Here is a 14487-nt window from a genome sequence, read left to right as displayed (position 1 = left end):
ACCGCCTCCGGCGCGTTCCACGCCCTACGGTCGCCGGTATGAAAGTCCCCGCCCGCCTCACCCCGACGTGGCGCAGCCCGTTGCGCGGCCCCTGGCTGACCTCCGTCTTCGCCGTGGTGCTGCTGATCGGTATCCCCATCCTCTTTCTGACGGGGCTGCTGTCCTATCTCGCGTACAACCCCGATCTGTCCCCGGCCAACGACAAGACTCCGGACAAGGGGCTGCTCGGCTTCTATCTCTTCGCCTGGCCGACTGATCCCTACTGGCTCTACCGCGTCACGCAGGGCGTGCATGTGACGCTCGGGATCGTGCTCGTACCGGTGGTGCTCGCGAAGCTGTGGTCGGTCGTGCCGAAGCTGTTCGTGATGCCGCCGGTGCGCTCGCCCGGCCACGCGCTGGACCGGCTGTCGCTGCTCCTCCTCGTCGGCGGCGGGCTGTTCGAGTTCATCACCGGCGTGCTCAACGTCCAGTTGGAGTACCTCTTCCCGGGCTCGTTCTATCCGCTGCACTTCTACGGGGCGTGGGTGTTCATCGGGGCGTTCATCGCCCATGCCGCCCTGCGGCTGCCGCGTACGGTACGGGCGCTGCGCGGCCGGGACCTCCGCGCCGAGCTGCGTACTCCGGTGGCGCGGACCGTACCCGAGCCGCTGGACGAGACCGGTCTCGTCTCCCGCGACCCGGCGCCGCCCACCCTCTCGCGGCGCGGCGCGCTCGGGATGGTCGGGCTGGGCTCGCTGGCGCTGCTCGTGGTGACGGCCGGTCAGAGCATCGGCGGCTCGCTGCGCGGTACGGCGCTGCTCGCCCCGCACGGCCGGAATCCCGGGCCCGGTCCGAACGGCTTCCAGATCAACAAGACGGCGAGGTCCGTCGGGATCCGGGCGCGGGACATCGGTCCCGACTGGCGGCTGACCGTACGGGGCGGCGGCCGGCAGACCGTGCTGACCCGGGCCGAGCTGGAGCGGCTCCCCCGGCACGGCTCCGCGCTGCCGATCGCCTGTGTGGAGGGCTGGTCCACCTCCGACCAGCGGTGGGAGGGGGTCCGGCTGACCGATCTCGCCGCCCTGGTGGGGCTGGGGGAGGCGGCGCCGAGTGTGTTCGTGGAGTCGGTGCAGTCGCACGGCTCGTTCCGCGCGGTGGCGCTGCGGGACAACCAGGTGCGCGATCCGCGCTCGCTGCTCGCGCTCCGGGTCAACGGCGCGGAGCTCTCGCCGGATCACGGGTATCCGGCGAGGATCATCGTGCCGGGCGCGCCGGGTGTGATGAACACCAAGTGGGTCCGGCGGCTGAGCTTCGGGGAGTCGTCATGGCCCGTATGAGAATGCCGTGGCCGACCCGGCGGGAGCTGCGAGAGCTGCGCCGTCATCTGAACGTACGTCGGCGCTTCCGCCGGCTGTACGGCGAGTCGCCGGGCCAACTGCTCCTTCTGCTGGCCTCGTTCGCGCTCTGCGGTTACGCCGGGGTCCGGCTGCTGGCGGGCGACTGGCCGCTGATCCTGCTCTGGTTCGTGGGCGCGGCGGTGCTGCACGATCTCGTGCTGGTGCCGCTGTACTCGCTCGGCGACCGGGCCGTCAGGGCCCTGTCACGGCCCCGGCGGCCGGTGCCGCGCGTCGGCGTCAACCACGTACGCGTTCCGGCCTTCCTCTCGCTGCTGTTGCTGCTGGTGTACTGGCCGCTGGTGCTGCGGACACCGGAGCCGTACGAGCCGGCCACGGGCCTCGATATCGATGTCTTCCTGGGCCGCTGGCTGCTGATCACCGCCGCGCTGTTCCTGCTGTCCGCGGGCTGGCTGCTGGTACGGACCTGGCCGGAGCTGTGGTCCCGCCGCCCGGGGCCGCCGTGGCGGCGGCCCCGGCCGGGCCGGTCGTCGGGCCGGTTGTCAGACCCATGACCCAGACTTGAGGGTCCGACAGATCCATCGAGAGGAAGCCGGGATGACCACCACCACGTCCGTCGCATCGAGCCCGTCGGATGAGTGCACCGCCGCGCGGGCCTATCTGCGCCTCCTGTCGGCCGTGCGCGCGGTACTGGACGACCCGTCGCGGGCATCCCTCGCGGCGCCGCTGCTCGCCGCCCCGATCGCCGAGGCGGACGAAGCGCTCACCGCGGCGGGGCTGGCGGGCAACGAACGGGAGTTCCTCCATCTGGTGGCCGCGCAGGCGCTGGACCACCGGCCCCACACATGACCGCACGGCGGCGGACGCCCCGGGTCTCCCGGGCGCCCGCCGCGTGTGCCGGCCGTGCCGGGCGGCACCGCACCGCCGGACCGGCCGGCGGTGCGGTGCCGCCCGGGGCGTGCCGGTCAGCCGCGCGTCAGCCGCAGCGTGACCAGTTCGAACGGGCGCAGCGACAGCTGGACCGACCCGTCGGCCGGCTCGGGCGGCGTCACGTCCGCCAGCGGGCGCTCCAGCAGGTCGGTCACGGCCAGTCCGGTGGTCCCGAAGCCGAGACCGACCCTTACCTTGGCCCGTCCGCCGGTCGACTCGTAGAGCCGTACGACCAGATCGCCGCTCTCGTCGTCGGCCAGCTTGACGGCGCTGACGACGACGGCGTCGTTGTCGACGCTCACCAGCGGGGCCACCTCCGCGTCGCCCGGGATCCGGCGCTCCGGCAGGTTCACGCGGTAGCCCTCGCGGACCGCGTCGCCGATCGACGCGCCGGGTGCCAGGGCGTGCCGGAAGCGGTGGACGCCCTGGTCGGTCTCGGGGTCGGGGAAGCGCGGGGCGCGCAGCAGCGAGACGCGGACGGTCGTGGTCGTACCGGCGTCCGAGGCACGGACCGTACGGGTCACGTCATGTCCGTACGTCGAGTCGTTGACGAGCGCGACGCCCCACCCCGGCTCCTCCAGATGCACGAAGCGGTGGTTGCACGCCTCGAACTTGGCCGCCTCCCAGCTGGTGTTGGTGTGGGTGGCCCGGTACACATGGCCGAACTGCGTCTCCGACGCGTACCGCTCGGCGTGGACATCCAGCGGGAAGGCCGCCTTGAGGAACTTCTCGGTCTCGTGCCAGTCCACCTCGGTGTCGATGTCGAGCCGCTTGACCCCGGGGCCGAGGGTCAGCAGCTGGGTGACCTTCGAGGAGCCGAAGCCGCGCACGACCCGGACACCGACCGCGCCGGCCGGCAGCGCTCCGGCCGCGGGGTCGCCGTCCTCGACCGGGGTGAGCGCGTCGAGATCCGTCAGATCGGTGACGGTGTTCCGGTAGAACTCATCCACGTCCCACGCGTCCCACTGGTTCGGGAAGTCGGGGTGGATCTGGAGGAGGTTGGCCGCCTCGCCCGGGGCGACGGCCTCGCGCTCCGCGCTGACGTCGTAGACCGACACCACCAGGCCGCGGCCGTCGATCTCCACCTCCAGCAGCCCGTTGCTGAGCACATACCCGCCGCCCTCGCGCGGCGACAGCTGCGCGCTGCCGCTCCCGCCGACCGGTCCCGCCGCACCCGCCGGGACGCCGCCGCGCGCGTGCGGCGCGGAGTTGAAGAGCAGGGTCGTCCCGCCGGACGGGTCCCCGGCGAGGGCGCGCTGCGCCGTGTCCACGATCCCGTTCAGCTCGGCCGCGACGGCCGCGTACGTCTTCTCCGCCTCGCGGTGCACCCAGGCGATCGACGAGCCGGGCAGGATGTCATGGAACTGGTGCAGCAGTACGGTCTTCCAGATCCGGTCCAGTTGCTCGTACGGGTACGGCGCGCCGGTGCGTACGGCCGCGGTCGCGGCCCACAGCTCGGCCTCCCGCAGCAGATGCTCGCTGCGCCGGTTGCCCTGCTTCGTCCTGGCCTGGCTGGTGAGGGTGGCGCGGTGCAGCTCCAGATACAGCTCGCCGACCCAGACCGGCGGGTTCGGATACTCCGCCTCGGCCTTCGCGAAGAACGCGCCGGGCGCCTCCCACTCGACCGTCGCGGAGCCTTCGAGGCTGCGCAGCCGGGCCGCCTTGGCGATCATCTCGCGGGTGGTGCCGCCGCCTCCGTCGCCCCAGCCGGTCGGCGCGAGAGAGTGCCTGGCGACACCCTTCTCCTTGAAGTTCTTCGCCGCGTGCGCGATCTGCCCGCCCGTCATCGAGCAGTTGTAGGTGTCGACGGGCGGGAAGTGGGTGAAGATGCGGGTGCCGTCGATGCCCTCCCAGCGGAAGGTGTGGTGCGGGAACGTGTTGATCTTGGACCAGCTGATCTTCTGGGTGAGCAGCCACTTGGACCCGGCGGCCTTGATGATCTGCGGCAGCCCCGCGGCGAAGCCGAAGGTGTCCGGCAGCCACGCCTCGTCGTTCTCGATGCCGAACTCGTCGAGGAAGAAGCGCTTGCCGTGCACGAACTGCCGGGCCATCGCCTCGGAGCCGGGCATGTTGGTGTCGGACTCCACCCACATACCGCCGGCCGGTACGAACCTGCCGTCGGCCACGGCCCGCTTGACCTTGGCGTAGACCTCGGGCCGGTGCTCCTTGATCCAGGCGAACTGCTGCGCCTGCGACATCGCGAAGACGAACTCCGGCTCGTCCTCCAGCAGCGCGGTCATATTGGCGGTCGTACGGGCGACCTTGCGCACCGTCTCGCGCAGCGGCCACAGCCAGGCGGAGTCGATATGGGCGTGGCCGACCGCGCTGAGGCGGTGGGCGGTGGCCGGCGCGGGGGTCGCCAGGACCTCGGCGAGCCGTTCCCTGGCGGCGGCCGCCGTGCCGTTCACGTCCTGGAGGTCGACCGCGTCGAGCGCGCGGCTGATCGCGCGCAGGATCTCCCAGCGGCGGGCGCCGTCGACGGGCAGCTCGGCCATCAGCTCCCCCAGCACCTCCAGGTCCTGGATCAGCTGCCAGACGGTCTCGTCGAAGACCGCGAGATCCATCCGGGCCAGGGTGTACTGCGGCTCGCTGCCCGCGGTCTCCTTGTCACCGAGTCGGGTCGGCAGGAAGGGGTGGTAGTCGAGGATCACCGGGTTGGACGCGGCCTCGACGTGGAGGAGCACCTCTTCGCCGCCGGCGACGGGCGCTCCGATCCGCACCCACTGGTTGCGCGGGTTGAGGCCCTTCACCGGCGTGCCGTCGGGCCGGTAGACCAGGCCCTCGCACTGGAATCCGGGCATGTTCTCGTCGAAGCCGAGATCGAGGATCGCCTCGACCGTACGGCCCGCCCACTTCTCGGGGACGGTCCCGGAGACCCGGAACCAGCTGGTGCCCCAGGGGGCGCCCCACCGGTCGCCGGCCTTGACCGGCTCGGCCGGGCCTGCCAGGCCCTCTTCGACGGGTACGGGTTCGCCCGGCGCGTTCCAGACGGCGACGTCCAGCGGTATCGATTCGGGGTATACGGCGGGCCGGATGCGCTCGTCGAGGACGCGCTTGAGGCGGGCCTCCACCAGGCTGCGGTCGTCGTGCATGAGGGGGTGCTCCTGAGGTGCGTGTGGGTGCGGGTTACCGGGAAGGGTCAGGGACTACACGTACACGGATCACGGGATGACGGCCATGGGGAGGGACTACCCGATTCCCTCGCTCCCTTGCCACGGAACTCACCGTTCATACCGAACTCACCGGTCTCGCCGGTCTCATGGGTCTCACCGTGCTCACCGGACCTGGTCCGGGTGGACCACCTCGGTGATGTGGCGGCCCGCCAGATGCTCCGTGTCCTCGGCGCGGCTCGCGAGGACGGCGGTGGGGCGGACGCCGTCCTCGGTGAGCCGTGCGAAGGCCTCGAAGAACGCGCCGCCGGGCCGGCAGGTGCTCCGGGCCGGCGCGTGCCCGCCGTCGCCGGCCGGGTAGTCCGCGCTCTCGTCGTCCCCGATGTCGACCACGAGCGCGGTGGTGCGGGGAGCCGGGCTGTACGTTCTGCCGCGCCAGTCCTCGACGATCCGGGCGATGGACTCACCGGCCGGCTTGACCTTCCGGTCGTTCGTCAGCAGGCCGAGGCTGTACTCCAGTTCGGGGAAGTCGGCGAGCGAACGCGACACGTCGTGCGAGCACCACCAGGTGACGCCCCAGACGTCGGGGCAGTCCAGCGCGTTGGCGACAGTCGCCTCGGTGAACGCGGCGGCGTGCTCGGCCGGGATCAGCGGCGCCGGGGCGCCGACCTCCTGGAGCCAGACCGGCCGGTGCGGTTCCAGCGCCCACGCCTTGGACAGCTCGATCAGATAGGCGGCGTGGTGCTCGGTGGCGGTGCCGGTCCGGCCGTGCCGCTGCGCGGTGCCGTTGAAGACCCAGGAGTGCACGGCGGTGACGGCGCCGATCCTGGCCGCGTGCGCGGGGGTGAAGGCGTGCTGGTCCTGGTACCAGGCGGCGTCGTACTCCGCGTGCAGATGGAGCTTTCCCGGCGCCCCCTCCTCGCAGGCGTCCAGCAGCCGGCGGAGCCAGTCGGCGGCCTGCGCCGGGGTGATGGGGTCGGGATCGGGGTGCGGGGGCCCGGAGAACTGGTTGATCTCGTTGCCGATGGTCATGCCGATGAAGTTCGGCCGGTCGGCGAGCGCGGCGGCGAGCGTACGGAGATACTCCGCCTGGCCGGCGACGACATCGTTGTCAGTGAAGATGTTCCGCCGGTGCCAGGTCTGGGTCCAGGCGGGCAGGAAGTCGAAGCTCGACAAGTGGCCCTGGAGTCCGTCGACATTGACGTCCAGACCGCGTTCGGCGGCGGCGTCGGCGAGCTGGACGAGCTGTTCGACGGCGCGGGGCCTGATCAGTGCCCGGTTGGGCTGGAAGAGCGGCCAGAGCGGGAAGACCCGGATGTGGTCGAGGCCGAGCCCCGCGATCGAGTCCAGGTCGGCGCGTACCTCGTCGAGGTCGAAGTCCAGCCAGTGGTGGAACCAGCCCTGGCTGGGCGTGTAGTTGGCGCCGAAGCGCGGCGCGGGAGTACTCATACTGGCAACGTTGTCCTGGTTCTGTGGCGCGTTGGACAGCGGGCGGTGGTACGGGCGGGGCGGGCGGTGGTACGGGCGGGGCGGGCGGTGGTACGGGCGGGCGACGGTGGTACGGGAGAGCGGGCGGGCGTTCGGGATGTGCGGCCGGGCCTGCGGTCAGCCCTTCACGGCGCCTTCGCCGACACCCCGGAAGAAGTATCGCTGGAGACAGGCGAAGAGCACGATGAGCGGCACCACGGCGATGACCGTACCCGCCGCGACCAGCCGTGGATCCTGGGCGAAGGTGCCGTGCAGATAGTTCAGTCCGATGGTCAGGGTGAAGTTCTCCGGATCGCTGAGGACGATCAGCGGCCAGAGGAAGTCGTCCCAGGCGCCCATGAAGGCGAAGATCGCCACCACCGCGAGGGTGCCCTTGACCGAGGGCAGCGCGATCCGCAGGAACCGCTGCCAGGTGTTGGCCCCGTCGACGAAGGCCGCCTCTTCCACCTCATGCGGCAGATTGAGGAAGGCGTTGCGCATCAGCAGGACGTTCATCGCGCCGATGGACCCGGGCAGCAGCACCCCGATCAGGGTGTTGTTCAGACCGAGGTCACGCATGGTGGTGAACTGGGCGATGATGATGCCCTCGACGGGCACGAGCATGGCGAGGATGAACGCGAGGGTCGCCGCGCGACGGCCCCGGTAGCGCATCCGGGCCAGCGCGTAGCCGGCCAGCGCGGCGCCGACGCAGTTGGTGATCACATTGGCGGAGGCGACCTTGAGGGAGTTGAACGCGTAGTCCCAGACCGGGATGATCTCGGCGACACGGCTGAAGTTGTCCAGCGTCGGCTCGCTCGGGAGGAACGTCGGCGGGGAGCTGTAGATGTCCTCGTGCATGCCCTTGAGCGCGGTGGACAGCTGCCACACGAACGGACCGATCATCACGACCAGCATCACGAGCAGCAGGGTGTACCGCAGGGCGAGCTGCCAGGGGGCGAGGCGCCGGCCGTCGGCGCCGGCGGTCTTCGGGAAGCTCACGCGTCCTCCTTGCGGTCGGCGCGGAGCACCAGCAGCATCAGGGCGACGGTGACGACGAAGACCACCACGGAGATGGCGGAGGCGTAGCCGACCCGGCCGCTCAGCCCGGTCCCCACGCGCTGGACGAGCATCACCAGCGTGGTGTCCTCGCCCGCCGGGCCGCCGCTGGGCCCGGCCATCAGATAGACCTCGGAGAACACCTTGAAGGCGGCGACCGACGACAGCGCGCCGACGAGCACCATGGTGGAACGGACCGCCGGTACGGTGACGGTGACGAAACGCCGGATGGCGCCCGCCCCGTCCACGGCGGCGGCCTCGTGCAGCTCGCGCGGTACGTTGGCCAGCGCGGCCAGGTAAATGATCATGTAGTAGCCGAGGCCCTTCCAGACCGTGACGGCCATCGCGCTGAACAGCAGCAGCCACTGGTCGCTGAGGAAGCCGATCCTGCCGACCCCCACCGCTTCGAGCACCGCGTTGATCAGTCCCCGGTCGTCCAGCATCCACACCCAGATCAGCCCGACCACCACGATCGAGGCGACCACGGGGGTGTAGAAGGCGGAGCGGAAGAAGGTGATGCCGGGGATCTCGCGCTGCACGAGCATGGCGAGCAGCAGCGGCAGGATGATCAGTGCCGGGACGACCCCGACGACATACAGCGCGCTGTTGCGCAGGCCGATCCAGAACATCTCGTCATGGATCAGTTCCCGGAAGTTGGCCAGCCCCACGAACTCGCCGGGGACCAGGGTTCGCCGGTCGGTGAAGGAGTTGACCAGTGTGCTGAAGAACGGGTAGAGGCTGAAGGCGCCGACGATCAGCAGTCCCGGGGCGGCGAACAGCCAAGGACTGGAGGGCAGTTGGCGTCTGATGCCGGTCGCGGGGCCGCGGGGCCCACGCCCGGAGCCGGGGCTCCGGAGCGTGGTCCCCGGCGCGGCCGCGTCCGAGGGGAGCGCCCTGGGGGCGGTGGTGCTTTTCATGGTGCGGGGCTCGGCTCTCAGCTCTTCTTGAGCAGGCTGTCGCAGGCCTCGACCGCGCGGTCGAGCGCCTCCTGGGGGCTCTGCTTGCCCTGGAGCGCCTTGGCGACCTGGTTGCGCAGCTCGGTCTTCATCTGCTCGCTGAACAGGACGGGCGTGTAATTGACGGCCGTCTTCAGGGACTTGGCGGCGGCGACGCGTACGCGCGTCTCGTCGGTGCCGTCCTCCTTGGTGAAGTACGGGTCGTCCAGGGAGCCCTTGGTGCTCGGGAAGATGGCGACCTGCTTGGCGAACGACATCTGGCGGGTCGCGTCGGTCACGAAGTGCGCGAAGGCCACGGCGGCGGGCTTCTGCTTGGTCTGCGCGTTCACCATGACGCCCATGACGTACATGTTGACCTTGCCGGTGCTGGTGACCTGGTCGGTGATCCCGATGTTCTTGTAGAGGCTCGGGGCCTTGGTCTTGAAGTTCTCCAGGTCCAGCGCGCTGCCCGGGTTCATGGCCACGGACTCGGTGAGGAACTTGGTTCCGGAGGACTCGGGCGTGGCGGTCAGCGCCTGCGGGTCGAGCGCCTTCTTGTCGAACAACTCCTTGTAGCGGGTGAGCATTTCCACCCCCTTGGCGTCGTTGAACGCGAAGCCGGTGCCTTCCTTGTTCATCAGCTGGACGCCGTAGCGGCCGAAGTCCTCGATGGTGGGCACCTGCGCGAGCGTGGCGATCTCGCCGTCGCTCTGCTCGGCCAGCTTCAGCCCCTGGTCGAAGACCTCGTCGTAGGTCGTCGGCGGCTTCTCGGGGTCGAGTCCTGCCTCCTCGAAGAGCCGCTTGTTGTAGAACATCGGGCCGGTGTTGAGGTACCAGGGGAAGCCGTACGTCCCGTCCGTGCCCGGGATCTGATGGCTCTGCCACGCGCCCGGCAGGTACTCGTCCCGGAACGACGCCGCCGTCTCGTCCTTGTCGAGGTCGAGCGCGAGCCCGGCCTTCGCCAGCGGGGTCACCAGGTCGGGCGAGACATTGACGACGTCCGGCAGCGTGCCGCCCGCGGCGTCCGCACTCAGCTTGTCCGCGTAGCCCTCGGCCGGCCGGTCGACCCACTTCACCTCGGTGTCGGGGTACTTCTTCTCGAAGTCCTTGATGACTCCGTTGAAGTAGTCCTTGAAGTTGGCCTGGAGGTTCCAGGTCTGGAAGGTGATCTTGCCCTTGACCGGGCCCGAGGCGTCGGAGGAGTCGTCGCCGGAACCTCCACTACAGGCGCTGAGCGGCAGAACGGTGGCGAGAACAGCGGCGACAGCGACTGTTCTTCGGGAGATGCGCACGGAGAACGGCTCCTTTGCTCGGACCAGGCGTGCGTACGGCCAGCCGGAGCTGCGGGCCACGGCTGCGAATTACCAGCAGACCTTGCAATGTGTGGGGGTGAAAGTCAACACATTCGTGCGACAAAGGCCCATCATCCTGGTGTCGTAGCAGCTCAGAGCGGTTCTTTTGCTTTCCTTGCGGTATGACACTAATGCGCTTTAGGATGCTCGGACTCAAGCGCATTAGTACGGGGACCACATGGCTCGTCCGGTACGGCCGGAAGGCCCTGCGATGCCCCCGTTGCACACCCGGGTCCTGGAGCGCGGACGCGAGTGGGAACGCGGATGCGACAGGGCACGCCGGGGATGCCGGGAACGCAACGGGGACCGCGAGAAAAGAGAGGCACACGGGTGGCAGCGAACCCGCCGTCGGACAGGGACACGCCCACGGCCAGACGTACTCCCCCGCGCCGTCCGACCATGAAGGACATCGCGAAGCGCGCCGGGGTCTCGGAGAGCGCGGTCTCCTTCGCGCTCAACGACCGCCCCGGCGTCTCCGAGGTGACCCGCGACCGGGTACGCCGGGTCGCGGAACAGCTGGGCTGGCGGCCCAGCACCGCCGCCCGCGCGCTGTCGGGCGAGGGCTCGGCGACGGTCGGCCTGGTGCTGGCCCGTCCTGCGGCGACCCTCGGCGTCGACTCGTTCTTCCTCCAGCTGATCTCCGGCATCCAGGAGATCCTGTCAGAACGTCAACTCGGCCTTCTTTTCCAGGTGGTGGAGGACGTGCACGCCGAGTGCGCGGTCTACCGGCGCTGGTGGGCGGAGCACCGCGTCGACGGCGTACTGGTCGTGGACCCCAGGACCGACGACCCCCGGCCCGGTCTCCTGGCCGAGCTGGGACTCCCCGGCGTCGTCATCGGCGCGCTGCCCGCGGGCGACACGGGACGCCACCCGGGCCTGTCGCAGGTGCGGGCCGACGACGCGGGCGCGATGGCCGCCATCGTGGGCCGGCTGCACGCGCTGGGGCACCGGCGCATCGTCCATATCGCGGGGCTGCCCTCGCTCGCCCACACCGAGCGGCGCATCCGTTCGCTGCGGATCGAGGCCGACCGGCGAGGACTGCCCGAGGCGCGCTCGCTGACCACGGACTACTCCGACACCCAGGGCGCGGCGGCCACCCGCCGGGTACTGGAGGAGGACCGCCCGCCGACCGCCCTGATCTACGACAACGATGTGATGGCCGCGGCCGGGGCGGCGGTGACGACCGGGCTCGGTCTCTCCGTGCCCGGCGATGTCTCGGTCATCTCCTGGGAGGACTCGGCGCTGTGCCGGCTGGTGCGCCCCTGGCTCACCGCGCTCTCCCGCGACTCGGTCGCCTTCGGGCGGATCGCCGCGACGGAACTGGCCGCGCTGCTCGACGGCGGCGGGGCCCGCACCGTACAGGTGCCGCTTCCCCGGCTGATCGAGCGGGAGAGCCTGGACCGGGCACGGTCGTAACGCGCCGGAAATACATCTGTGCACGACCATTGACACCCGAAGAGATCAAGTGATCTATTCACTTCATGAGTCGCAGTGAACTGTCACTGTCCGAGCATCTGGCGGACAGCATCGTCGAGATCATCCGTACCGAACGGCTGGTCCCCGGGGACGCCCTGGCGTCCTCGCGTGACCTCGCCCGCCGGTTCGACGTCACCACGCCCACGGTCCGCGAGGCCCTGCGCAGGCTTGAGGCCACCAACGTGGTGGAGTTCCGGCACGGCTCGGGGACGTACGTGGGACCCGGCAGCGAACGGCGGCTGCTCGCCAATCCGCATCTGCCGCGTGGCAGCCGGGAATCGGTGCTCGAACTCGTCGAGGCGCGGCTTGTCCTGGAACCCGCCGTGGCCGCCGCCGCGGCGCGTGCCCGCGTACCGGAGGCGGTGGAGCAGTTGCGGACCGCGGCGGTCAACGCGCTGCACCCGCCGCGCGAGTCGCTGCTCGCCTCGACGCACTTCCACGTGGTGCTGGCCACCGCGAGCGGCAACGCGCTGCTGCGCGAGGCCGTCGAGGCGCTGCTCCAGGTCAGAGCGCGGGAGCAGGTCGAGATCCGGCATCGCTACAACGACCGCGCACGGGACCACGCGGAGCATGTGGAGATCTTCGAGGCGGTACGGGACGGCGACGCGGAGGCGGCCGAGCGGCTGACCCGGGACCATCTGGGCTTCATCCGCGAGGCGGTACTCGCCGCCGACTTCCCGGACACGCGGACGGCGGACACAGGTCCGGAGGTCCGCCGATGAACGCCGCACAGCCGCTGCGACTCGCCGAGATGACCACCGAAGAGGCGGCCACCGCCGTCACTGCGAGCCCCGTGGTGATCATCCCGGCCGGCGCGTTCGAGCAGCACGGTCCCGCGATGCCCCTGGCCACGGACACGATCCGGGCCGAGGGCGTGGCCGAACGCGTGGCCGCCGCACTGGCCGGCGGCGCGGTGATCGGCCCCCCGCTGCCGGTCGGGGTCTCCCCGCACCATCTCGCCTTCGCCGGTACGGTCACGCTCACCACCACGACCCTGGCCGCGGTGGTCCGTGAGTACGTGGAGAGCCTGTACCGGCACGGCTGGCGGAAGATACTCGTGATCACCGGCCACGGCGGCAACAACGCCACGCTGTCCACGGTGGCGCAGGATCTGCTCACCACCCACCCCGATCTCCAGTTCGCCTGGACCCCCGTCACCTCGCTCGCGGCCGATGTCGTGTCCGGGATGGGGGTCAGTGAGGTGCACGGTCACAGCGGCGAGGCCGAGACCGCGCAGATGCTCCACCTCGCGCCAGGACTGGTGCACACCGACCGGCTCACCGCCGGTACGACCTCCACCGCCCAACTCGACCCGCTCTCCCGGCTCTCGCGCCACGGCACCCACCCCGCCCTCGCCGTGCGCTACGACCGGCTCAGCCCCAATGGCATCCTCGGTGACCCGCGCCGGGCGACCACCGAGGACGGACAGGCGGTCGTCGACGCCGTCGTGGTCCGTGTGGTCGCCTTCGTCAAGGAGTGGCTGGACGCCTGAGCAGGGCGCCCGCACCCGCCGCTTCCCCGCGTACGACACCGCGCCGCCACGCCGCCGCGACGGCGAGCGCGGTGCCGTACGCATCACCCGGTACACCTCGCACAGCACTCACAGCACGGCACCGCACCCAACACAGCACGGCACCGCACCGCACCGCACCGCACACGCAACACAGCACAACGCCGCACACACACCACACACACCACACACACGCGCGGCACCAGCACAGCACTCGCACACACAGCACATCTCCCGTGTCACGCATCGCGCGTTCCTGCCGCGATCCCCGCCCCGCCGCATGGGGCACCCCTGCCGAAATCCAGTGAGCCGTCCGCCCCAGGCGTCCGGCAGAAGGAGCTTGCCATGAACTCCCTCCAGCGGATGGCGACAGCCGCCGTGGGTCTCGTCCTGTGTCTCACGGCGACCGGAGCGACCACCGCGACCGCGACCGCCGGCCCCGCGTCGCGGGGCACCTCGAAGACCGCCTGCCGGCCGCCCGCGCCGCAGCAGCCCGGCACCAGCACGTCGCACACCCTCAGCAGCGGCGGCCGGGAGCGTGCGTACCGGCTCCATCTCCCGGCCGACTACGCGAAGAAGCGCGACTGGCCGGTCGTCCTCGCCTACCACGGCCGGGGCAACACCGGCGCCGGGACGGAGGAGTTCTCCAAGCTCTCCACCCTGCCGGCCGTCGTGGTCTACCCCGAGGGCGTCATCGGCACCGGCGACGGGGACCGCCAGGCGTGGCAGGGCGCTCCGTACGCGGCTGCCGGAGTGGACGACGTCCGGTTCACCGAAGACCTGCTCGACCGGCTGGAGTCCACCCTCTGCGTGGACGAGCGGCGGGTGTACGCCACCGGGAAGTCCAACGGCGCAGGGTTCATCTCCACCCTGCTCGCGTGCCGCCTGGCCGACCGCATCGCCGCCATCGCGCCCGTGGCCGCCGCCCTCTACCCCACCGGTGAGCCGTGCGAGCCGTCCCGCCCGGTGCCCGTCATCGAGTTCCACGGCACCGGCGACGTCACCATCCCGTACGCCGGGGACGCCGACCGCGGACTCCCCGCCATCCAGGACTGGGTGGCGGAGTGGGCCGCCAGGAACGGCTGCGCCTCGCGCGCCCGTGACCGGGTGACCGAGCCCGACATCACCGTCTCCCGCTGGCGCGGCTGCGACCGAGGCGCCGAGGTACGGCATGTCGCGGTCACCGACGGCGGGCACACCTGGCCCGGCGCCGACAGCTACAGCGGCGGCGGCTACACCACGCAGACCGTCGAGGCGCACGAGGTCCTCTGGCGGTTCCTGAGCCCGTTCCGCGTCCCCGCGTCCCCGCGTCACTGA

At 70.8% G+C, this 14487-nt stretch carries 12 protein-coding genes; 7 read left to right on the top strand and 5 right to left on the bottom strand.

Annotated elements, in window-relative coordinates:
- Positions 1–38 precede the first annotated feature (38 nt).
- The 3 genes from ACZ7LS_RS11620 to ACZ7LS_RS11610 are packed head-to-tail and all read left to right on the top strand — an operon-like array spanning position 39 to position 2183.
- Positions 39–1316: a molybdopterin-dependent oxidoreductase gene (locus ACZ7LS_RS11620; RefSeq protein WP_382529602.1), complete on the top strand. Its 1278-nt coding sequence runs from the start codon at positions 39–41 to the stop codon at positions 1314–1316.
- A complete protein-coding gene (locus tag ACZ7LS_RS11615) occupies positions 1313–1888 on the top strand; it encodes a hypothetical protein (RefSeq protein WP_382529619.1) in 576 nt (191 codons plus the stop codon). Before ACZ7LS_RS11620 ends, ACZ7LS_RS11615 begins: the two co-directional genes overlap by 4 nt.
- Positions 1889–1931: 43 nt before the next feature.
- Positions 1932–2183 carry a hypothetical protein gene (locus ACZ7LS_RS11610; protein WP_382529605.1) on the top strand — a complete coding sequence of 84 codons (252 nt, stop codon included), beginning with the start codon at positions 1932–1934 and terminating at the stop codon, positions 2181–2183.
- A 116-nt stretch (positions 2184–2299) separates the two neighbouring features.
- On the opposite strand, the gene ACZ7LS_RS11605 is transcribed toward ACZ7LS_RS11610, so the two are convergent.
- From ACZ7LS_RS11605 to ACZ7LS_RS11585, 5 genes are all read right to left on the bottom strand, one after another.
- Positions 2300–5356 (bottom strand): alpha-mannosidase, encoded by a 3057-nt coding sequence (locus ACZ7LS_RS11605; protein ID WP_382970720.1) that lies wholly within the window; start codon positions 5354–5356, stop codon positions 2300–2302.
- 183 nt (positions 5357–5539) lie between these two features.
- Positions 5540–6823 (bottom strand): glycoside hydrolase 5 family protein, encoded by a 1284-nt coding sequence (locus ACZ7LS_RS11600; RefSeq protein ID WP_385129401.1) that lies wholly within the window; start codon positions 6821–6823, stop codon positions 5540–5542.
- A gap of 156 nt (positions 6824–6979) precedes the next feature.
- On the bottom strand, positions 6980–7840 hold the full coding sequence (locus ACZ7LS_RS11595) for a carbohydrate ABC transporter permease (protein ID WP_382522827.1): 861 nt from the start codon (positions 7838–7840) through the stop codon (positions 6980–6982).
- Positions 7837–8814 (bottom strand): carbohydrate ABC transporter permease, encoded by a 978-nt coding sequence (locus ACZ7LS_RS11590; RefSeq protein WP_129768062.1) that lies wholly within the window; start codon positions 8812–8814, stop codon positions 7837–7839. The genes ACZ7LS_RS11595 and ACZ7LS_RS11590 overlap by 4 nt, the downstream gene beginning before the upstream one ends.
- 17 nt (positions 8815–8831) lie before the next feature.
- Entirely contained in the window at positions 8832–10124 is a 1293-nt protein-coding gene (locus ACZ7LS_RS11585; protein ID WP_382522832.1) for an ABC transporter substrate-binding protein, read from the bottom strand.
- A 459-nt stretch (positions 10125–10583) separates the two neighbouring features.
- On the opposite strand from ACZ7LS_RS11585, the gene ACZ7LS_RS11580 reads away from it, so the two are divergent.
- From ACZ7LS_RS11580 to ACZ7LS_RS11565, 4 genes are all read left to right on the top strand, one after another.
- Positions 10584–11600 (top strand): LacI family DNA-binding transcriptional regulator, encoded by a 1017-nt coding sequence (locus ACZ7LS_RS11580; protein WP_382522835.1) that lies wholly within the window; start codon positions 10584–10586, stop codon positions 11598–11600.
- A gap of 65 nt (positions 11601–11665) precedes the next feature.
- Positions 11666–12382, top strand: a complete 717-nt coding sequence (locus tag ACZ7LS_RS11575) for a FadR/GntR family transcriptional regulator (RefSeq protein WP_382522837.1) — start codon at positions 11666–11668, stop codon at positions 12380–12382.
- The gene (locus ACZ7LS_RS11570; protein ID WP_382522840.1) at positions 12379–13152 is read left to right on the top strand and encodes a creatininase family protein; all 774 of its coding nucleotides are present in this window, start codon (positions 12379–12381) and stop codon (positions 13150–13152) included. The genes ACZ7LS_RS11575 and ACZ7LS_RS11570 overlap by 4 nt, the downstream gene beginning before the upstream one ends.
- Before the next feature lie 363 nt (positions 13153–13515).
- Positions 13516–14487: a CE1 family esterase gene (locus tag ACZ7LS_RS11565; RefSeq protein WP_385129398.1), complete on the top strand. Its 972-nt coding sequence runs from the start codon at positions 13516–13518 to the stop codon at positions 14485–14487.

It is taken from the genome of Streptomyces sp. NPDC039430 (assembly GCF_055639435.1).
This window is presented reverse-complemented; position numbering and strand designations above follow the sequence as displayed.